Origin of the sequence: Pseudomonas nitroreducens (genome assembly GCF_010994165.1) — a bacterium.
Lineage (GTDB): Bacteria > Pseudomonadota > Gammaproteobacteria > Pseudomonadales > Pseudomonadaceae > Pseudomonas > Pseudomonas nitroreducens.
In genome coordinates this window covers 370,710-391,019 of record NZ_WMBX01000002.1, presented here as the reverse complement: position 1 = coordinate 391,019, position 20,310 = coordinate 370,710, and the positions used below count along the sequence as shown (strand labels likewise).

Genomic DNA, 20,310 nt, shown 5'->3' with positions numbered 1-20,310 from the left:
CACCCTTAGTAAGTACGAACCTTGGGTTCGAATGCCGGAACAGTTTTCGGCGCGAAGTTGACGGCACGCTTGGCTACACGCTTCTCACCCGGGAAGTACAGGGTGTGGCACAGCCAGTTCTCGTCATCGCGCTCCTCGAAGTCTTCACGGGCATGCGCGCCGCGGGACTCTTTGCGGGCTTCTGCCGCAATCGCAGTGGCTTCGGCCACTTCGAGGAGGTTCTGCAGTTCCAGCGCTTCGATACGCGCCGTGTTGAATGCCTGGCTCTTGTCGTTGATCTTGACGGTGGCGATACGCTCACGCAGATCAGCCAGCTGAGCGATACCTTTCTGCATGTACTCGCCGGTACGGAACACACCGAAGTAGTTCTGCATGCAGGATTGCAGCTCGCGCTTGAGCGGAGCGACTTCTTCGCCGCTGGTGCGCTCGTTCACACCGTTCAGGCGCTTGAAAGCGGATTCCAGGTCGGACTCGGAAGCCTGGCGGTGCTCGATACCATCCTTGAGCGCCTTCTCCAGGTGCAGGCCAGTGGCACGACCGAACACAACCAGGTCGAGCAGCGAGTTGCCGCCCAGGCGGTTGGCACCGTGTACCGATACGCACGCCACTTCGCCTACGGCGAACAGGCCTTCGACGATCTGCTCGTTGCCGTTGGCATCGGTAGTCAGGGCCTGGCCATGGATGTTGGTGGCCACGCCGCCCATCATGTAGTGGCAGGTCGGAATAACCGGGATCGGAGCGACGACCGGGTCGACGTGGGCGAAGGTCTTGGACAGTTCGCAGATGCCGGGCAGGCGGCTGTGCAGAACTTCTTCGCCGAGGTGGTCGAGCTTCAGCAGTACGTGGTCCTTGTTCGGGCCCACGCCGTTGCCGGCGATCACTTCTTTCACCATGGAACGGGCAACCACGTCGCGGCCGGCCAGGTCCTTGGCGTTCGGAGCGTAACGCTCCATGAAACGCTCGCCATGGGCGTTGATCAGGTAGCCGCCTTCACCGCGGCAGCCTTCGGTGACCAGTACACCAGCGCCGGCGATGCCGGTCGGGTGGAACTGCCACATCTCGATGTCCTGCACCGGCACACCAGCGCGCAGCGCCATGCCGATACCGTCACCGGTGTTGATCAGGGCGTTGGTGGTGGAGGCGTAGATACGGCCGGCACCGCCAGTGGCCAGGACCACGGCCTTGGAGCGGATATAAACGGTGTCGCCGGTTTCGATGTCGATGGCGATGACGCCAACCACATGACCGTCCTGGTTCTTCACCAGATCGACTGCGTACCACTCATTAAGGAAGGAAGTACCGTTCTTCAGGTTGGCCTGATAGAGGGTGTGCAGCAGGGCGTGACCGGTACGGTCAGCCGCGGCACAGGTACGAGCAGCCTGGCCACCCTTGCCGAAGTCCTTGGACTGGCCACCGAACGGACGCTGATAGATGCGGCCCTGTTCGGTACGGGAGAACGGCAGACCCATGTGTTCCAGCTCGAACACGGCTTCCGGGCCGACGGAGCACATATATTCGATCGCGTCCTGGTCACCGATGTAGTCGGAGCCCTTGACGGTGTCGTACATGTGCCAGCGCCAATCATCGTTCGGGTCGGCCGAAGCGATGGCGCAGGTGATGCCGCCCTGGGCGGATACGGTGTGCGAACGGGTCGGGAAGACCTTGGTCACCACGGCAGTCTTGTGACCACCCTGAGCCAGTTGCAGTGCGGCACGCATGCCGGCACCGCCGCCACCCACGATGATGGCGTCGAAAGAAAGAGAGCGAATGCTAGCCATGGATCAGTTACCCCAGAGAATCTGCACACCCCAGACGAAGAATGCGAACATGGCCATGCCGCATACCGCCTGGACGAGGAAACGCACGACGGTCGCGGACTTGCCCAGCGCCATCGGAGTCAGGTAGTCGGTGGTGATGGTCCACATACCGACCCATGCGTGCACGCTCAGGGACACCAGCGTCAACAGGCTGAAGATCTTCATCAGGCTGTGGGAGAACAGACCATGCCACTCGGCGTAGGTGATACCTGGGTGAGCGATCAGGAAGCCCAGCAGGAAGAGAACATAAGCCGCGAGAACGACCGCGGAGACGCGCTGGACCATCCAGTCGTAGAGACCCGAACGCGACAAGTTAGTGACGTTAGTTACCATACCCATACCCCCGCCAGAACGATCAGCACCACTGCGACAGCGATGACGATTTTCGAACCACGCTTACCGCCTTCCAGTGTTTCGCCAATACCTGCGTCCATGACGAGGTGACGAATACCGGCTACCAGGTGGTACAGCAGCGCAGACAGCAGGCCCCAAATCACAAGCTTGACCAACGGATGGGTCAGACACGCCTTCACCTGCTCGAAGCTGTCTTCGGATGCGAGGGAACGATCCAGTGCGAACAGCAGCACTGCGATACCCACGAACAGAATGACGCCGGAGATACGGTGGAGAATCGACGTGTAAGCAGTGATAGGGAGTTGGATGGTCCTTAGGTCTAGGTTTACGGGTCGTTTGCTATTCACGGCTTTTTTCACACTGAGAGCCCTTCTATGGATCAGGGCTAGTTGTCGGGAGGTGCACTTGTCAGGTACCCATCACCTTCGGGAGTGACAACCACCAATCAAGCGAGGCCGGACGGCCCTTGGCGGCTGGTCGCCAAGTATAGACAGTTAGGCCCCTAATGACAACGGAAAGACCTCCACCTAAGGACTAATTGCCGCACCCCCATAAAAGGCGTAAACAGGCAAATTTTTCCGGCAAAACAGGGGCTTGGAGGAGCCAAACTTCTCCGATTGTGCAAATTGACATTCGGATTTATCTCTCTATAGTGGTGCGGGCCCTGCGTGGGGGGTCGTACAGATGATTTCAAGCATAAATAGGAGGCCATCATGGCTGACAAAAAAGCGCAGTTGATCATCGAGGGCGCTGCCCCCGTCGAACTGCCTGTCCTCTCCGGCACGCTGGGTCCCGATGTTGTCGACGTGCGGGGCCTGACCTCCACGGGTCACTTCACTTTCGACCCCGGCTTCATGTCCACTGCCTCCTGCGAGTCGAAGATCACCTTCATCGACGGCGATAAAGGTGTACTGCTGCACCGCGGCTACCCGATCGAACAGCTCGCCGAGAAGTCCGACTACCTGGAAACCTGCTACCTGCTGCTCAACGGCGAACTGCCCACTGCCGAGCAGAAAGAGAAATTCGTCGGCACCATCAAGAACCACACCATGGTTCACGAGCAGCTGAAGACCTTCTTCAACGGTTTCCGCCGTGATGCACACCCGATGGCCGTGATGTGCGGCGTAATCGGTGCCCTCTCCGCCTTCTATCACGACTCCCTGGACATCAATAATCCGAAGCACCGGGAAGTCTCGGCGCATCGTCTGATCGCCAAGATGCCGACCATCGCTGCCATGGTGTACAAGTACTCCAAGGGCGAGCCGATGATGTACCCGCGCAACGACCTGAACTATGCAGAAAACTTCCTGCATATGATGTTCAACACCCCCTGCGAGACCAAGCCGATCAGCCCTGTGCTGGCCAAGGCCATGGACCGCATCTTTATCCTGCACGCCGACCACGAGCAGAACGCCTCCACTTCCACCGTTCGCCTGGCGGGCTCCTCGGGTGCCAACCCGTTCGCCTGTATCGCCTCGGGCATCGCCGCCCTGTGGGGACCGGCTCACGGCGGTGCGAACGAAGCCGTTCTGCGCATGCTGGACGAGATCGGTGACGTGTCGAACATCGAGAAGTTCGTGGCCAAGGCCAAGGACAAGAACGATCCGTTCAAGCTGATGGGCTTCGGCCACCGCGTGTACAAGAACTTCGACCCGCGCGCCAAGGTCATGAAACAGACCTGCGACGAGGTTCTCCAGGAGTTGGGCATCAACGACCCGCAACTGGAACTGGCCATGAAGCTGGAAGAAATCGCTCGCCACGATCCGTACTTCGTGGAGCGCAACCTCTACCCGAACGTGGACTTCTACTCCGGCATCATCCTCAAGGCCATCGGCATTCCGACCAGCATGTTCACCGTGATCTTCGCCCTGGCACGTACCGTGGGCTGGATCTCGCACTGGCAGGAAATGCTCTCCGGCCCGTACAAGATCGGCCGTCCGCGCCAGCTGTACACCGGCGCCACCCAGCGCGACTTCGTGGACCTCAAGGCCCGCTAAGCGCTACGGCGTAAAAGAAAAGGCCGCCTTCGGGCGGCCTTTTTATTGCCACAGCTTTTCTGTAGGAGCGAGCTTGCTCGCGAACAGCCCCGCTGCGAGCTTCCCCACCCCTCGGTTCGCGAGCAGGAACTGGGCGTCACCTCGGTCCTGCAAAAGCAAAAAAGCCGCCCGAGGGCGGCTTCTTCACGAAAGGGAACGACAGCGCCGATTACTTCTCGGCAGCGCTGCGCAGGCCCTTCAGGGTATTCATCGGCGCATCGACCACGAAGCTGTTGGCCAGCCAGGACGGGATGCTGCCACCCGGCTCGGTCTGCACCTGGTAAGTCACCTCGGTCACGCCAGCGCCCTTGGGCACCAGCTTCCACTCGCCGATCAGTTTCGGCACGCGGATTTCGCCTTTCTCTTCCGGGATATAGGTCGGCTCGGCCTTGAGATGACGGATCAGGCCACCGTCGGCGGTCTTCTCGGTGGTTACGTGGATCACCACGTCGCGGCCAGTCACCGGCCAGGGCATGTCGATCTTCGAGTAGGTCCAGGAATTGTCGCCCTCGGTCTTCAGCAGACGCATCTCGGCGCAGGCGTGGATCCACTTGCAGGAGCCGGCCACGTCTTCCTGCAGGGCGTTGATCTTGGCCACATCGGCCTTGATATCGACGACGCCACGGTAGGCCTTGTACTTGGAGCCCGCGACCGGGCTGAGGAAGACCTTCACACCGTCGTCTTCCTTCTCCAGCTTCCAGTCGTCCGCCAGGGCAGTACCGGCAAAGCCCATCACGGCAGTGGCCAGCAGGGTCATACGCAATACACCACGCATCGTCTTACCTCTCTTTATTCTTGGTCTCGTAGGGTCGGCAATTGCCGGCGCCCTGTCGCAATCCGCGGTCTTGAGCGGATCGGGGCGTCAGTATGGACCGCGAAATCGTGACTTCCAAGTCACATCAGGCGGCGGTGATGCGCTCCCACTCGGTGAGGATCCGCAGGGCCTGTTCGTTGCTGCTGCCACAGGCATCGGCGTCCGCATCGAAGGCCGCACAGACCTTTGGACGCCGCGAGTCGCCGAATAGTTTGCACAGATTGCGCTCATCCAGTTGCACGCAGCGAACACCCGCCGGCTTGCCGTCGGGCATGCCAGGGATGGGCGAGGAAATCGACGGCGCTATGCAACAGGCGCCACAGCCGATACGGCATTGCATGGATCTACTCTCTATTCGACATCAAGACGTCATCGGGGCTGGTCGCTCAGCAGCCGTTGCTTGCGCAGCTTCGCCACTTCACATATCGACTTCGACCGCGCGGCGAGCCAGCATCTTGGGGGGGCAGCTCTCCAGCAAGGCCCGCCAAGCCCTTTCGCCGCGGGCGGATATGCACGGCGGGCGGCAATCCCGAGGCGAGCAGAACGGGGCCGCCGAGCATATAGCGGGTCGAGCATTCCGCCAAGCGGGCCAGATCAGCGGGAAACTCCGGCAACGGCTCGCCCATCGGACACTCTCGGACTCCCGTCTCACCCCGACCAGGCCCAGGGATGTCAGCTTCACAGCGACAGCATGCCGTCCTAGCGCCGCGATCGCCGCCCCTTGGCTGTATCGCGGCGCATCCAGTAGGCTCATGCGCAGCCCCCAACCCTGGAGCCTCTGCCATGCCGGTCTGGCTGCAAACCGCTTTTCTTCTGTGTCTTTCCAACCTGTTCATGACCTTCGCCTGGTACGGCCACCTGAAAACCCTGAACAGCAAGCCGTGGATCATCGCGGCACTGGTCAGCTGGGGCATCGCACTCTTCGAGTATTTATTGCAGGTGCCGGCCAACCGCATCGGTTACACGGTGATGTCGGTGGGGCAACTGAAAATCATGCAGGAGGTCATCACGCTGGCGGTCTTCGTGCCGTTCAGCGTGTACTTCATGCAGCAGCCACTGAAGCTCGACTATCTATGGGCCGGGCTGTGCCTGCTGGGCGCGGTGTACTTCATCTTCCGCGCCTGAATCGGACTGACTCGGCACACGACGATCTCCGCGACCGCCCGGGGAAATAGAAGACCGATCAGGACTCGGACGAGTCCCGCAGACGGGTGATCAGGCTGGAGGTATCCCAGCGCCCGCCACCGGCAGCCTGCACCTCGGCGTAAAACTGGTCGACCAACGCCGTGATCGGCAGTTGCGCGCCGTTGCGGCGGGCCTCGTCGAGCACGATCCCCAGGTCCTTGCGCATCCAGTCCACCGCGAAGCCGAAGTCGAAGCGCCCTTCCAGCATGCTCTGGTGGCGATTCTCCAATTGCCAGGATTGCGCCGCGCCCTTGCTGATCACTTCCATGGCCGCCATGCCGTCGAGGCCGGCGCTCCGGGCGAAGTGCAGCGCCTCCGACAGCCCTTGCAGCAAGCCGCCGACGCAGATCTGGTTGACCATCTTGGTCAGCTGGCCGCTGCCCACCGAGCCCATGCGCCGCACCATGCGCGCGTAGGTGGCGATCACCGGTTCGGCGCGCGAATAGAGGTCCGCATCGCCGCCAACCATCACCGTCAGCGCACCGTTCTCGGCGCCGGCCTGGCCGCCGGAGACCGGCGCATCAAGGAAGCCAAGCTCGCGCTCCGCCGCCGCCACGGCCAGTTCACGGGCGACCTCAGCCGAAGCGGTGGTGTGGTCCACCAGCACAGCGCCCGGCTGCATCCCGGCCAACGCGCCTTCCTCGCCCAGCACCACGCTGCGCAGGTCATCATCGTTGCCGACGCAGCACATCACGAACTCAGCCCACTGCGTGGCCTCGCGCGGAGTGTCCGCCGAACTGCCGCCGAACTGCCTGACCCACTGGGCCGCGCGGCTCGCGGTGCGGTTGTAGACGCACACCTCATGCCCTTCGCGCGCCAGATGCCCGGCCATGGGATAGCCCATCACGCCCAGACCGATGAATGCCACTTTCGCCATCTTGATCCCCCTTGTCCTGGTAGCCGGTCAGCCTAGCACAGCGGTTTGCCGGCCCCGCAAACGCCTTCCATACTCGATTCGTACCCAACCACGAGCACCGACTATGCCCCACTGGCTGGTGATCGACCTGGAAGCCACCACCGAGGAAGGCGGCTGGCCGGTCGAGGAAATGGAAATCATCGAGATCGGCGCCAGCCTGGTGGCCGAGGCCGACGGCCGCGAGCTGGATCACTTCCAGCGCTTCGTGCGCCCGCAACGTCGACCGCTGCTGACCGCCTTCTGTCGCGAACTCACCCACATCACCCAGGCCAACGTCGATGCCGCCGCGCCCCTGCATGAGGTCTGGCCGCAATTCGAGCGCTGGCTGGCCCAGCACCGCCCGCGCCTGGCCGGCTGGACCAGCTGGGGCGACTACGACCGTCACCAACTGGAACTGGAATGGCGCCGCCAGAACCTGGACAGCCACCTGGCCCGTGTTCCTCACGTCAACCTCAAACAGCGCTTCGCCCAGGCCCGCCAGCTCAAGCGGCCGGTGGGCCTGAATGCCGCGCTGCACCTGGCCGGATTGAACTTCCAGGGACAGCCGCACCGCGCCCTGGAGGATGCCCGCAATACTGCCCGCCTGTTGCCGCTGACACTGCCGGTGGCCGGCTGAAAGAAGGCTCCATTCACTGACCGAACGGTCGCCTGCGCCGCTCTAGTGACGGAGCCTGCGCCCTTGGGCATACTGGCGGGCCCTTTTTCACCCCTCTAGCAGGAGAAGCCCATGTTCAAGGTCAACGAGTACTTCGACGGCACCGTCAAATCCATCGCCTTCGACATGACCGCAGGCCCCGCCACCATCGGCGTGATGGCTCCCGGCGAATACGAATTCGGCACCAGCCAGCTGGAGGTGATGCACGTCGTCGCCGGCGCGCTGACCGTCAAGCTGCCGGGCAGCGACAGCTGGGAAACCTTCGAAGGCGGCAGCAACTTCACCGTACCGGCCAACAGCAAGTTCCAGCTGAAAGTCGCCCAGGACACCGCCTACCTCTGCGAATACCGCTGAGTTCGGCTGTTCCATGAAAGAGCCGGCCCTGAGGCCGGCTTTTTATTGCCGGTACAACTGTCGAGCTCTGTCCTACGAAAAGCAGCCGCATAACCCGGCCGCAAGATCAGCCCGCAATCCTGCGTCCTTTTCCGCGATGAACACCAGCCGCGATCCCTGTGCCGCTTCGGCCGCCGTCGCCGGCCGCAGCTGATAGCGCCCGCCAACGTACTGCAGCCACAACGCATCCCCCTGTCCAGACAGTCGGATCAGTCCCTTAAGGCGCAGCAGGCCACGCGGCAGCGTCTCCAACCAGAGTTTCAGCCGCACACCCTCAAAGCTTTCATCCCCCTGCCAACTCCAGCTGTCGAACAGGTCGCCATGGTCGACACCTTCCTGCCCATGGGGCCGCAGCTTGCGCGACGGCTCGCCCAGCAGCAGCTCATCGGGAATCTGCGCCTGGATGGTTTCCAGCACCCGCGCGCCACGGCCGAAGCGTTCGCGCTGGGCGGCCAGCTCATCGGTTTCGAGCAGGTCGCACTTGTTCAGCAGCAGCAGATCGGCGGCAGCCGCCTGCATGCGTTCCAGCCGCGCATACTCGCCTTCGAGCGGCTCACGACGGGCGGCGTCGACCACGGTCAGCACCGCATCCAGGTGCAGGCGCCTGCGCAGCTTCGGGTAGCCGAGCGTCTGTACGATGCGCTGCGGGTCGGACACCCCGCTGCACTCGATCACCACCTGTTCCAACGGCGGGTGCATATTCGCCAGTCGTTCCAGCTGCGCCAGCAGGTCGTCCTGCACCGAGCAGCAGATGCAGCCGTTCTCCAGGCTGTACACCGCCTCGGTCTGCTCGGCGATCATCCCGGCGTCGATGTTCAGCTCGCCGAAGTCATTGACGATCACTGCCAGCCGCCGCCCTTCACAGCGCTCCAGCAGGTTGCGCAACAGCGTGGTCTTGCCGGCGCCGAGGAAGCCGGCGACCACCGTTACCGGGATGCTCGCGGCATTCATGCGTTGACCCCTTCGATACGCGGCGGCTCGCCCTGCCACACCGCCGCCAGGGCGGTATCGCTGAACTGGCCGAGGCGGTCGTACACCGGGCGACCTTCGACGAAGGTCAGTTGCACCTCGGTGCGGTGGATGTAGTTGCGCGCCGGCTGCTCGAACAGGTTGCGGTCGAGGACGATGAAGTCCGCCGACTTGTCCGCCTCCAGGCTGCCGGTAAGATTTTCCAGGCCCATCGCATAGGCACCGTTGAGGGTCGCAACGCGGATCGCCTGTTCCAGGCTGATCGGCTCGCCGAAGCAGGCCGGGTCGTCATTCCATGGGTTCTGCCGGGTCACCAGGGTTTCCAGTGCCAGCCACGGGTCGATTGACGCCACCGGCCAGTCGGTGCCGAATACCGCGACGCCGCCGGCGGCCAGCACGCCCTTGAAGTCGTAGATGCGCTTCAGGCGATCCGGGCCGTAGCCGGAGCGCGCGCCGCTGGCGAAAGGCGTCGGGTACCAGGCCGCCGGGGAGAACTCGGCGATCACCTCCAGCTCACGGAAGCGCTTGAGGTTGCCCGGATGCAGGATGGTGCTGTGCGCGCACTGGTGGCGCACGCCGGAAAAGCCATTGCGCCGGCGCGCTTCGGCCACCGCATCGAGGAATACGTCGGACGCCGCATCACCCGTGCAATGGGCGATCACGCGGATGCCGCGACGGTCCATGTCCACCACCATGTCAGTGATGTGCTCCGGCGTCAGGTTCAGCTTGCCGCGCCAGGCATCTTCGCCCGGCCAGGGAGTGATAAGGAAGGACGAGCGCGGCTCGACGGTGCCGTCGAAGTGGAATTTCACCGCATTCGCCGACAGCCGCGCACTGCGGTAGTAGTGGCGTTCGCCGGCGAGCAGCTCCCAGCGACGACGCACCGGGAAGATGTCGTCCTGCCAGCTGATTGCCGCTTCCACTCGCAGGGTCAGCTGGCCGGCGTCATCGAGGTACTTAAGCGCATCCAGGCGGTTCTCGCAGACGTGCAGGTACTTGGCCGCGGTGACGCCGCGAGAACTCTGGAAGTGCACGCCTTCGCGGTAGGACTGGCGCAGCACCTTGGCCGGGGTCGGCGGCATGGCAGCGTGGATCAGCGCGTAACCGCCGTCGATCAACAGGCCGTTGGGCTCGCCGGTCAGCTCGTCGCGCTCCAGGTAGCCATTGCGCGGATCGGGCGTATTGGCGTCGATGCCGGCCAGTTCCAGCGCGCGGGAGTTGACCATCATGGTGCCCCACATGCGGTCGAGCAGCGCCACGGGGCGATCCGGCATCACCGAGTCGAGCCACTCGCGGCCCGGCTTCAGCCCGGCTTCGCGGAAGGTGTAGCGCACCCAGTACTGGCCGTAGACCCAGCCATCGCCCGGGTGGCTGTCGGCATAGTCTCGAATGGCCTTGGCAAGCTGCTCCGGAGTCGGGTCCTCGATGCCGACATCGAGGTCGTCGGCATAGCGCGGATTCAGCGCCAGGTCCGGGTGAGTGTGCATGTCGTGCAGGCCAGGCATGCAGAAGGCGCCTTCGAGATCATGCACCAGGGTGTCCGGGCCGATCAGGTGCTCCATCTCTTCGCGAAGGCCGACCGCCAGCAACCGACCATCCCGGATGGCAACGGCCTCGGCCCAGGGTCGTGCGGGATCGAGGGTGTAGAAGCGGCCGTTGTGCAGCAGCAGTTCGGCAAAGCGGCCGGTTGGGGAATTGGAGGAGCGGAAGCGGTCCGGAGCGGTCATGGGAAGCCCTTGTTGTTCTTGTCCGTGGGGGCAGTATAGGGCTCGACTTTCAACCATTGACTAGCACAAGATGACAACTCGCTAGCACTAAACAACAGGTTGACCGCGCGAATGCCCACCGCTTCCTTCGATATCGATTACGCCGCGCGTCAGCTTTTCCGCCATTTCATCGACGAATGGCGCGCTCGCCCCGCCCTGCCACCCGTGGCTCCCCTGCTCGGTGGCCTCGGCTTGCCGCCGAGCGGAGAAGCGGCAGCCAGCATGATGAACTTCGCCCGCTACTATCGCCTGCTGCAGCAGGCCGCCGGACTGCTCGGCCCGAGCGACTTCTTCCTGCGCCTGGGCCAGCGCTACAACCTCTATGACCTGGGAGTGATCGGCTACGCGCTGATCAGCGCGGCCAACCTGCGGCGCTCCTGGGACATCTCCCTCGGCCAGCCGTCGAGCCTGATGCCTCACCCGATCCACACCCACCGAGAGGAGGTCGACGAGCACATTCGGCTGACGCTGCAATTGCCGCCTTTCAGTGAAGTGGAGCGCATCGCCCTCTGCGAGGAATGGCTGAGCAGCACCTGGCGCTGGTTGTGCCAGCGCCTGCCGGACCTGGAGAACTGCGCCAGCATGCAGTTGCACCTGCCCTACCCGCCGCCGGCGCATGCCGCGCTGTACGGCGAGATTTTCCCCGGCCTCTGTCATTTCAATGCCGAGCGGGCCGAATTGTGGATGCCACGGGAATTCCACGATCGCCCCTTCTCGACCGCCAACCCTTCCGTGACGCGGCTGTGCCAAGCCCAGGGCGCGGCGACCCTGGCCAGTTTCGAACGCGGTCAGGCGCTACCGGATGACGTGCGCTATTACCTGCTGCAGAACGCGCGTATCCCACTACCGGATCTGGAACAGACCGCCGCCTGGTTGCGCCTGCCGCCGCATACGCTGCAACGCCGGCTGCGGGAGCACGGGCTGACCTTCAAGGGCATAGTGCTGGAGGTGCGGATGGCGCTGGCCCAGCGTTATCTGCTGGCCAGCCGGATGGCGCTGCAGGAGATTGCCTTCCTCCTCGGCTACGAACACGTCACCAGCTTCCACCGGGCATTCCAGCGGTTTACCGGGACGACACCGGAGCGATTCCGCGCAGCGGGCGGGATCTCAGCTGAATAGGCAAGCGCGGGCAGAGTCCACTCCTACGCCAGGGTCGGCCCTTGTGTAGGAGCGCACTCCGTCCGCGACAGGCTCGCCGTTGCGCTTAAGCTTCCTTCTCGCAGTTGATCATCCACGGCACGCCGAAGCGGTCCTCCACTGCGCCGAACAATTCGGCCCAGAAGGTCTGCTCCAGCGGCATGGTGACCTTGCCGCCCTTGCCCAGCGCCTCGAACAGGCGCCGGGCCTCGGCCTTGCTGTCGACGTTCAGGGTGATCGACACACCCTTCACTCCTTCGTACTGGCCGCATTGGGGCGAGGCGTCCGATCCCATCAGCACATGGCCATCCACTTCCAGGCGGACGTGGATGACGCGGTTCTTCAAGGCCTCGGGCATGTCCTCGCAACCCGGCGCATCGGAGAAGCGCATCAGCGCCGGCAGCTCTGCGCGCAGCACCTCGGCGTAATAACGGAAGGCTTCCTCGCAGTTTCCATCGAAGACCAGATAGGCATTCATCAACATGGCGGTATCCTCCAGATTCAGGATTTGCTGGCGATTTCGGCGCGCAGACGCTCTTCCTGCTCACGCAATTCAGGGGTGAATTCGGCACCGAAGTCCTCGGCCTCGAAGATCTGCCGGATTTCGATCTCGGACTCACCATCGAAGGGATTGGGCGAGCGCTTGACCCAGTCGATGCACTCCTGCAACGACGCGGTCTGCATGATCCAGAAGCCGGCGATAAGCTCCTTGGTTTCGGCGAACGGGCCGTCGATCACCTGCCGCGAAGCGCCATCGAAGCGCACCCGCGCGCCCTTGGCGCTGGGGTGCAGCCCTTCGCCCGCCAGCATCACCCCGGCCTTGACCAGTTCTTCGTTGAACGCCCCCATGGCGGCGAGCAGTTCTTCCTTGGGCATCACACCCGCCTCGGAGTCGGCGGTGGCTTTGACGATCACCATGAAACGCATGGGTTTTCTCCTCTTGTCATTCTCTTGTAATTGCCAGCGTGGCGGCCGGTTTCATCCGGTTCCTGACGAATAGTCGAAGGGCAGGACGACGAATCGACAGCCCACGCAAAAATATTCTCAGGGGTACTGCGAGGGCTTTGAGCATAGGTCGCGCCAAGGACCGCAGCCGCAGAAATGGGAAAATTCGCTATGGACGCCCAGGGCCAACGCCATTAGAACGTGCCGTTCGGAAAACTCCGGGCGCCCCCATGCAGGTCCAGCTCATTCCCGTCATCGAACTGTTCTACCTGGTCGACTCCGTGCCGGTGCCGACCGAGGGGCCGTACTGGGAGCACGTGGAAAGCTGGCGGGCCTTCCATGAGCGCAATCTGAGGGCCAGCGGCTTCGATCCGAGCCTCAGGCCCTACCGGCCGGGAAGCGCATTCCACCGTATCGCCGAGCTGAGCGATGCTGACATCTCGCGCCTGATACGGCTGCACTGTGAAGAGGGGCTGGCGGGCTCGGGGAACTGGAAACAGATCCAGCCCTTGCCCGGCGGCTATGTATTGCGGATCGGCAGTCTCGATGTGCTGTTCCCGCAGTGCTGCAGCGACCTGGGCGACCTGCACAGCTGGAAGCGCATCGCCGCTGGCAAGGGTGCCTACCTGTACAGCGGCCACCCTTCGCCCGACATCAGTCGCCGCAACCAGTCCGCCCATTTCGACTTCAACGGGCCGGGCGAGGGCTTTGCCCCGCCCCCGCCGCTGCATTCGGTCACGGTACCATTGAGCGAACTGATGCGCGCCGTGCATGCCGCCGATCGGGAACTACGGATTTTCGCGGCGCGATTGGCATTGGTGAACGCCGAGCAGGCGCTGCACGTACCGGACATCGAAACCCTGCTCATCCACGGACGCTAGCCTTCCGGGCTGGACAGTCTTCTCCGCGCTTCTTAGATTCAGACCTTTTCGCAAGATACGGAGCATTGCCCCATGAGCCTGGAATCGGTTCGCGCCTTCTTCGCCGAAAAGGCCCCCGACATCGCCATCATCGAGCTGGAAACCAGCACCGCCACCGTCGCCCTGGCCGCCGAGGCCCACGGCGTGGAGCCGGGCCGCATCGCCAAGACGCTATCCCTGCGCGTCGGCGAACGCACCGTGCTGGTGGTGGCGCGCGGCGATGCGCGGCTGGACAACCGCAAGCTCAAGGAAGCCTTTGGCGGCAAGGCGAAGATGCTCGGTGCCGAGGAAGTCGTGGAGTTGACCGGCCACCCCGTGGGCGGGGTCTGCCCGTTCGGCCTGGCGACGCCGTTGCCGGTGTATTGCGATGTGTCGTTGCAGGCGTTCGACGAGGTGCTGCCGGCCGCTGGCGCGGTGCACAGCGCCGTGCGGATCGGGCCGCAGCGCATGGCGGAGCTGGTGGCGGCGGACTGGATCGATGTCTGCCAGGAGCGGGTTGATCAACCAGTTTAGGTTTGCCGACCATCGCGGACGAAGTCCGCTGCTACACCCGATGGAAACTTCCGTTAGCAGCGGACTCCATCCGCGATGGGCGTCAGGCCGCTCCAATCCGCCAAGGTATATCCCTGCTCCGCCACTGTTGCCACAGCAACACTCGCCCAACACTTTGCTGTTCGCCCAGCGTCTCAACTGTTTACCAAAAACGCCAAACTATTGATTTAAAAGACTTTTAAATTACGGCACAGCTTGTGCAATGACCTGAACAGACAGGCCCGAACACCGGGCCGATTCATCTGCCCCGAGGTCGCTGTACTGCCATGTCCCAACTCCCCGAATCCGCCCACTACGACATCCGTGAGCCGAACGCCCAGGTAATCACCTCCGACGCCGAGGCCATCGACGTCGCCCACAAGGTCGCCGCCTTCCTGCTCGAAGGCGCCGCCGAGCGCGACCGCAACCGCGAAGTCCCCCCGGAAGTGGTCGAGGTCTACTCCAACAGCGGCCTGTGGGGCATCACCGTGCCGCGCGCCTTTGGCGGCGCCGAGGTGTCCTACGCCACGCTGGCGGAAGTCATCGCCATCATCTCCGCCGCCGACCCGTCGCTGGGGCAGATTCCACAGAACCACTACTGCCTGCTGGAAGACATCCGCCTGCAGGGCAGCGACGAACAGAAGCGCTTCTTCTTCGACCTCGCGCTCAAGGGCAACCGCTTCGCCAACGCACTGTCGGAAACCGGCGGCAAGACCGTGCAGGACATCCAGACCCGCCTGCGCCGTGACGGCGATCATGTCGTGCTCGACGGCCGCAAGGGCTATTGCACCGGCTCGCTATACGCCCATTGGCTCGGCGTGCTGGGCCTGGACGAACAGGGCAACGCCCAGCTGGCCTTCGTCCCGCGCGGCACGCCGGGACTGGTGATCGTCGACGACTGGGCCAGCATCGGCCAGCGCACCACCTCCAGCGGCACCGTGCTGGTGGACGGCCTGCGGGTGCCGGCGTTCAACGTCTTCCCTACCCACCGCTCCTACGACGTGCCGACCCTGGCCGGCCCGTTCGCGCAGATCACCACCGCCGCCATCGACGCCGGCATTGCCCGCGCTGCGCTGCGCGACACCATCGCCTTCGTCCGCGAACAGGCGCGCCCGTGGATCGACGCCGGCGTGGAGAGGGCCAGCGAAGACCCACTGACCATCATCCAGGTCGGTGAACTGGGCATCCGCATCGAAGCCGCCGATGCCCTGCTGGAACGCGCCGGCAGGGTGATGGACGCCGCTCGCCCGGCGCCGGACGAAGACAGCGTGGCCCGCGCCTCGGTTGCCGTGGCCAAGGCCAAGGTGCTGACCACCGAAGTCGCCATCGATGCCGCCAACAAGCTGTTCGAGCTGGGCGGCACCCGCTCCACCCTTGCCCGCCACGCCCTCGACCGCCACTGGCGCAACGCCCGCGTGCACACCCTGCACGACCCGGTGCGCTGGAAGTACCACCTGGTCGGCAACTGGCTGCTCAACGACAAGCGCCCGCCGCGCCACGACTGGAACTGAGGCCATCGCCATGAGCAAGCAGATTCGCCTCAACGCCTTCGCCATGAACTGCGTCGGCCACCTCTCGCCCGGCCTCTGGCGCCACCCGCGCGACCAGCAGGTCGCGCGCTACACCGACATCCACTACTGGATCGAACTGGCGAAAACCCTCGAACGCGGCAGGATCGACGGCCTGTTCCTGGCCGACGTGCTGGGCGTCTACGACGTCTACCACGGCAACGCTGACGCCGCGCTGAGCGCCGGCGCCCAGGTGCCGGCCAACGACCCGCTGCAGATCGTCCCGGCCATGGCCGCGGCCACCGAGCACCTGGGCTTCGGCATCACCGCCTCGGTGTCGTTCGAACACCCGTTCCCGTTCGCCCGGCGCATGTCCACGCTGGATCATCTGACCCGTGGCCGAGCCGGCTGGAACATCGTCACCTCCTACCTCAACAGCGGCGCGCGCAACCTGGGGCTGAAGCAGCAGCTCAACCACCAGCAGCGCTACGCCCTGGCCGCCGAGTACCTGGAGGTCTGCTACAAGCTCTGGGAAGCCAGCTGGGACGATGACGCCGTGGTCGCCGACCGCAAGAGCGGCGTCTACGCCGACCCGCGCAAGGTCCACCCCATCGAGCACAAGGGCGAACACTTCGAGGTGCCCGGCTTCCACCTCAGCCAGCCATCGCCGCAGCGCACGCCGGTGCTGTACCAGGCCGGCGCCTCCAGCCGCGGCAAGGCCTTCGCCGCCGGCAATGCCGAGTGCGTGTTCGTCGCCGCGCCGACGAAGAACATCCTCCGCGACCAGGTGGCCGACCTGCGACGCCTCGCCGTGGAAGCCGGTCGCCAGCCCGACGACGTGCTGGTCCTGAACCAGCTTACCGTGATCGTCGCGCCGACCGACGCCGAGGCACTGGCCAAGCTGGAAGACTATCGCCAGTACAGCGACCGCGAAGGCGCCCTGGCGCTGGTCTCCGGCTGGACCGGCATCGACTTCGGCCAGTACGCGCCGGACCAGGTGTTGCGCCACGTACAGAGCGACGCCATCCAGTCCGCGGTGGACGCCTTCAGCGCTGCCGACCCGCAGCGCCAGTGGACCGCCGCCGAGATCGCCGACTACTGCGCACTGGGCGGTGACGGCCCGCTGCTGGTGGGTTCGCCGCAGACCGTGGCGGATCAGCTGCAGGCCTGGGTCGAGGAAACCGACGTGGACGGCTTCAACCTCTCCAGCCTGGTGGCGCCGGAAACCTTCGTCGACATCGTCGACCTGCTTGTTCCGGAACTGCAGGCGCGCGGCCTGTTCAAGCGCGAGTACGAACAGGGCACGCTACGCAACAAGCTGTTCGGCCAGGGCGACCGCCTGGGCGCTTCGCACCGCGCCGCCAAGCTGCGCAGGGGCCGCGAATGATGGACGGCTGGTTCCGCAACCTCGACTGGCACGACCTCGCCCAGGCCTGCCTGGACACCCTGGCCATGCTCGGCGGCGCGCTGGCCTTCACCGTGCTGCTGGGCCTGCCGCTGGGCGTGTTGCTGTACCTCACCGGCAAGCGCCAGCTGCACGAGAAACCCGGCCTGTACCGCGCCCTGTCGGTGGTGGTGAACATGTTGCGTTCGCTGCCGTTCATCATCCTGCTGATCGTGCTGATCCCGGTCACCACGCTGGTCACCGGCACCTCGCTGGGCGTGCCCGGCGCCATCCCGCCACTGGTGGTGGGCTGCACGCCGTTCTTCGCGCGGCTGGTGGAAACCGCCCTGCGCGAAGTCGACCGCGGCCTGGTGGAAGCCACCCAGGCGATGGGCGCCAGCACCTGGCAGATCATCTGGCACACGCTGCTACCGGAAGCCCGCACCGGGCTGATCGCTGCCGTCACCGTGACTGCCATCGTGCTGGTGGACTACACCGCGATGTCCGGCGTGATCGGCGGCGGCGGCCTCGGCGACCTGGCGATCCGCTTCGGTTACCAGCGCTTCCAGACCGACGTGATGATCATCACCGTCGCCCTGCTGATCCTGCTGGTGCAGGCCCTGCAGATGAGCGGCGACCGACTGGTGGCGCGCTACACCCGGCGCTGAAATCCCCGCCCACTCCCTCTCCGGGAGCGGCACCCAGAACACCCGCCGGCAGCCGGGCTCCGCTGCCATCAAGGCCCCACGTCCACACCACGACGGCCCACCCACTATTGCCAAGGAGCAACACCCATGAAAAAGGCCATCGCCATTCTGGCGGCCGTCGTCGCCTTCTCCGCCCACGCAGGGGAAAAACTCGTTGTCGGCGCCACCCCGGTGCCGCACGCGGAAATCCTCGAGTTCGTCAAACCGGAACTGGCCAAGGAAGGCGTCGACCTGGACATCAAGGTCTTCACCGACTTCATCCAGCCCAACCTGCAACTCGCGCAGAAGAACCTCGACGCCAACTACTACCAGTACCGCCCGTTCCTCGATGACTTCAACAAGACCCGCCACACCGACCTGGTGCCGGTGGTGGGCATCCACATCGAGCCGTTCGGCGCCTACTCCACCAAGTACAAGTCCCTCGCCGAACTGCCCGACGGCGCCAGCGTGGCCATCCCCAACGACCCGGTGAACACCGGCCGCGCCCTGGTACTGCTGGCCGAGAGTGGCCTGATCAAGCTCAAGGATCCGAGCAATCCGCAATCCACCGAGCGCGACATTACCGACAACCCCAAACACCTGAAGATCCGTGAACTGGAAGGTGCCCTGCTCGCCCGCGCCGTGAAGCAGGTGGACCTGGCCTTCATCTTCGCCAACTACGCCCTGGAAGCAGGCATCGACACCAAGAGCGCGCTGATCGTGGAGAAAGGCAAGGACCTCTACGCCGAGTTCCTGGTGGCGCGTCCGGACAACATCCAGGACCCAGGCATCCAGAAGCTGGCCAAGGTGCTGAATTCGCCGGAGGTCCGCCAGTTCATCCTGACCCGCTACAAGGGCGAGATTGCGCCGGCGTTCTGATCGAGCTCCGGAAACGGTCTGCTGAGCGTCGGCCATGCCGCGCTGGGCAGGGACTCGCAATGCTCATTCACTGGAGTGAACAGCACTTCCGAGTCCCTGCCCGCCTTGCCTGGCTCTAGCTCGCCAGACCTCGATACCACCGGCAGCAACAAAAGCAAAAAAGAAGGCAACGCATGACCAACGAATCCGCACCCAAGGACCTTCGTGACCAGGCGCCCCGGCTACTCCCGGCGCGCCGTATCAGCAACGACGCCCAGGCCATCGAAGCCGCCCACGAAGTGGCCCGCCTGGCGAAACCCGGAGCCGCCGCGCGCGACCGCGAGCGCGCGCTGCCCTGGAGCGAACTGGAACACTTCACCGCCCTCGGCCTGGGCGGCATCAGCATTCCCCGCGAGTACGGCGGCGCGCAAGTTTCCTACGCCACCGTGGCCGAAGTCTTCCGCGTGATCTGTGCCGCCGACCCGGCTCTGGGGCAGATCCCGCAGAACCAGTTCGGCCTGCTCAACGTCATCGACAACGTCGCCAGCGACGCACAGAAGCGCGTGCTGTTCGGCGGCGTACTCAACGGCCGGCGCATCGGCAATGCCGGCCCCGAGCGTAATACCAGGAACACCCTCGAACTCAAGGCACGACTGGTGCGCGACGGCGAGCAGTTCCGCGTCAGTGGCGAGAAGTTCTATTCAACCGGCGCGCTGTTCGCCCACTGGGTCGCGGTGAAAGCCATCGACGAAGACGGCCGCGCGGTCATGGGCTTCGTCGAACGTGGCGTGGATGGCCTGCGCATCGTCGACGACTGGTCCGGCTTCGGCCAGCGCACCACCGCCAGCGGCACCGTGCTGCTGGATAACGCACCCGTCGCCGACTCGCTGGTGATCCACAACGGTCGCCTGGCCGACATCCCGAACATCCAGGGCGCCGTCTCGCAACTGATCCAGGCCGCCATTGATGCCGGCATCGCGGCGAACGCCCTGGAAGACGCCATCGACTTCATCCGCACGCGCACCCGCCCCTTTATCGACGCCAACGTCGAGCAGGCCAGCGAAGAGCCTTTCACCCTCTTCGAGATCGGCCGCCTGCAGGTCGAACTGCACGCCGCCGAGGCGCTGCTGGAACGCGCCGGCCATGTGCTCGACGAAGTCAGCGCACGCCCCGTCGACGACGAGTCCGCCGCCCGCGCGTCCATCGCCGTGGCCGAGGCCAAGGTGCTGACCACCGAGATCAGCCTGGCCGCCAGCGAGAAGCTCTTCGAACTGGCCGGCAGCCGCGCCACCCTCGCCGAGTTCAACCTCGACCGCCACTGGCGCAACGCCCGCGTGCACACCCTGCACGACCCGGTGCGCTGGAAGGTCCAGGCGGTTGGCGCCTACCACCTCAACGGCGCCCGCCCGGCGCGACATTCCTGGATCTGAGGAGCG

General features: G+C 64.5%; 22 protein-coding genes. 12 read left to right on the top strand and 10 right to left on the bottom strand.

What is annotated here, in order from left to right:
* Positions 1-5: 5 nt before the first annotated feature.
* The 3 genes from sdhA to sdhC are packed head-to-tail and all read right to left on the bottom strand — an operon-like array spanning position 6 to position 2,530.
* Positions 6-1,778: a succinate dehydrogenase flavoprotein subunit gene (gene sdhA, locus GJV37_RS09735; protein WP_024765471.1), complete on the bottom strand. Its 1,773-nt coding sequence runs from the start codon at positions 1,776-1,778 to the stop codon at positions 6-8.
* 3 nt (positions 1,779-1,781) lie between these two features.
* Positions 1,782-2,150, bottom strand: coding sequence for a succinate dehydrogenase, hydrophobic membrane anchor protein (gene sdhD / locus GJV37_RS09730; protein ID WP_024765472.1), 369 nt, complete (start codon positions 2,148-2,150; stop codon positions 1,782-1,784).
* Positions 2,144-2,530, bottom strand: a complete 387-nt coding sequence (gene sdhC / locus GJV37_RS09725) for a succinate dehydrogenase, cytochrome b556 subunit (RefSeq protein WP_162483999.1) — start codon at positions 2,528-2,530, stop codon at positions 2,144-2,146. The genes sdhD and sdhC overlap by 7 nt, the downstream gene beginning before the upstream one ends.
* Before the next feature lie 354 nt (positions 2,531-2,884).
* Here sdhC and gltA point away from each other — a divergent pair, with 354 nt between their 5' ends.
* Positions 2,885-4,168 carry a citrate synthase gene (gene gltA / locus GJV37_RS09720; RefSeq protein WP_024765474.1) on the top strand — a complete coding sequence of 428 codons (1,284 nt, stop codon included), beginning with the start codon at positions 2,885-2,887 and terminating at the stop codon, positions 4,166-4,168.
* 208 nt (positions 4,169-4,376) lie between these two features.
* Here gltA and GJV37_RS09715 read toward each other — a convergent pair whose 3' ends face one another.
* Complete coding sequence (locus GJV37_RS09715) at positions 4,377-4,982, bottom strand: START domain-containing protein (RefSeq protein ID WP_024765475.1); 606 nt, start codon at positions 4,980-4,982, stop codon at positions 4,377-4,379.
* Between the two features lie 124 nt (positions 4,983-5,106).
* Positions 5,107-5,361, bottom strand: a complete 255-nt coding sequence (locus tag GJV37_RS09710; protein WP_037012901.1) for a YkgJ family cysteine cluster protein — start codon at positions 5,359-5,361, stop codon at positions 5,107-5,109.
* Between the two features lie 443 nt (positions 5,362-5,804).
* On the opposite strand from GJV37_RS09710, the gene GJV37_RS09705 reads away from it, so the two are divergent.
* Positions 5,805-6,146, top strand: a complete 342-nt coding sequence (locus tag GJV37_RS09705) for a DMT family protein (protein WP_024765477.1) — start codon at positions 5,805-5,807, stop codon at positions 6,144-6,146.
* Positions 6,147-6,204: 58 nt separating this feature from the next.
* On the opposite strand, the gene GJV37_RS09700 is transcribed toward GJV37_RS09705, so the two are convergent.
* Positions 6,205-7,089 carry an NAD(P)-dependent oxidoreductase gene (locus GJV37_RS09700; RefSeq protein ID WP_338125917.1) on the bottom strand — a complete coding sequence of 295 codons (885 nt, stop codon included), beginning with the start codon at positions 7,087-7,089 and terminating at the stop codon, positions 6,205-6,207.
* Positions 7,090-7,186: 97 nt separating this feature from the next.
* On the opposite strand from GJV37_RS09700, the gene GJV37_RS09695 reads away from it, so the two are divergent.
* Together GJV37_RS09695 and ppnP are read left to right on the top strand one after the other, a co-directional pair.
* Complete coding sequence (locus GJV37_RS09695; RefSeq protein ID WP_024765479.1) at positions 7,187-7,738, top strand: 3'-5' exonuclease; 552 nt, start codon at positions 7,187-7,189, stop codon at positions 7,736-7,738.
* Positions 7,739-7,849: 111 nt separating this feature from the next.
* On the top strand, positions 7,850-8,131 hold the full coding sequence (gene ppnP / locus GJV37_RS09690) for a pyrimidine/purine nucleoside phosphorylase (RefSeq protein WP_024765480.1): 282 nt from the start codon (positions 7,850-7,852) through the stop codon (positions 8,129-8,131).
* Between the two features lie 72 nt (positions 8,132-8,203).
* Here ppnP and GJV37_RS09685 read toward each other — a convergent pair whose 3' ends face one another.
* Both GJV37_RS09685 and GJV37_RS09680 read right to left on the bottom strand, forming a co-directional pair.
* A complete protein-coding gene (locus tag GJV37_RS09685) occupies positions 8,204-9,121 on the bottom strand; it encodes a CobW family GTP-binding protein (RefSeq protein ID WP_024765481.1) in 918 nt (305 codons plus the stop codon).
* On the bottom strand, positions 9,118-10,866 hold the full coding sequence (locus GJV37_RS09680; RefSeq protein ID WP_024765482.1) for an amidohydrolase: 1,749 nt from the start codon (positions 10,864-10,866) through the stop codon (positions 9,118-9,120). Before GJV37_RS09680 ends, GJV37_RS09685 begins: the two co-directional genes overlap by 4 nt.
* A gap of 111 nt (positions 10,867-10,977) precedes the next feature.
* Here GJV37_RS09680 and GJV37_RS09675 point away from each other — a divergent pair, with 111 nt between their 5' ends.
* The gene (locus tag GJV37_RS09675; RefSeq protein WP_024765483.1) at positions 10,978-12,024 is read left to right on the top strand and encodes a helix-turn-helix transcriptional regulator; all 1,047 of its coding nucleotides are present in this window, start codon (positions 10,978-10,980) and stop codon (positions 12,022-12,024) included.
* Between the two features lie 85 nt (positions 12,025-12,109).
* Here the strand turns inward: GJV37_RS09675 and GJV37_RS09670 are convergent, their stop codons facing one another.
* Positions 12,110-12,526, bottom strand: a complete 417-nt coding sequence (locus GJV37_RS09670; RefSeq protein WP_024765484.1) for a VOC family protein — start codon at positions 12,524-12,526, stop codon at positions 12,110-12,112.
* A gap of 17 nt (positions 12,527-12,543) precedes the next feature.
* Positions 12,544-12,969, bottom strand: coding sequence for a YciI family protein (locus GJV37_RS09665; RefSeq protein WP_024765485.1), 426 nt, complete (start codon positions 12,967-12,969; stop codon positions 12,544-12,546).
* 248 nt (positions 12,970-13,217) lie between these two features.
* Between GJV37_RS09665 and GJV37_RS09660 the strand changes: the two genes are divergently transcribed.
* The 7 genes from GJV37_RS09660 (at position 13,218) to GJV37_RS09630 (ending at position 20,304) form a co-directional block, all read left to right on the top strand.
* On the top strand, positions 13,218-13,868 hold the full coding sequence (locus GJV37_RS09660; RefSeq protein WP_024765486.1) for a hypothetical protein: 651 nt from the start codon (positions 13,218-13,220) through the stop codon (positions 13,866-13,868).
* A gap of 72 nt (positions 13,869-13,940) precedes the next feature.
* Complete coding sequence (locus GJV37_RS09655; RefSeq protein ID WP_024765487.1) at positions 13,941-14,420, top strand: YbaK/EbsC family protein; 480 nt, start codon at positions 13,941-13,943, stop codon at positions 14,418-14,420.
* 305 nt (positions 14,421-14,725) lie between these two features.
* Complete coding sequence (locus tag GJV37_RS09650) at positions 14,726-15,949, top strand: SfnB family sulfur acquisition oxidoreductase (protein ID WP_170859868.1); 1,224 nt, start codon at positions 14,726-14,728, stop codon at positions 15,947-15,949.
* A 10-nt stretch (positions 15,950-15,959) separates the two neighbouring features.
* Positions 15,960-17,333: an LLM class flavin-dependent oxidoreductase gene (locus GJV37_RS09645; protein ID WP_170859867.1), complete on the top strand. Its 1,374-nt coding sequence runs from the start codon at positions 15,960-15,962 to the stop codon at positions 17,331-17,333.
* Positions 17,333-17,998: a methionine ABC transporter permease gene (locus GJV37_RS09640; protein WP_024765489.1), complete on the top strand. Its 666-nt coding sequence runs from the start codon at positions 17,333-17,335 to the stop codon at positions 17,996-17,998. Before GJV37_RS09645 ends, GJV37_RS09640 begins: the two co-directional genes overlap by 1 nt.
* A gap of 126 nt (positions 17,999-18,124) precedes the next feature.
* Positions 18,125-18,895 carry a MetQ/NlpA family ABC transporter substrate-binding protein gene (locus tag GJV37_RS09635; RefSeq protein WP_024765490.1) on the top strand — a complete coding sequence of 257 codons (771 nt, stop codon included), beginning with the start codon at positions 18,125-18,127 and terminating at the stop codon, positions 18,893-18,895.
* Positions 18,896-19,068: 173 nt separating this feature from the next.
* A complete protein-coding gene (locus tag GJV37_RS09630; protein WP_024765491.1) occupies positions 19,069-20,304 on the top strand; it encodes an SfnB family sulfur acquisition oxidoreductase in 1,236 nt (411 codons plus the stop codon).
* The last annotated feature ends 6 nt before the right edge of the window (positions 20,305-20,310 follow it).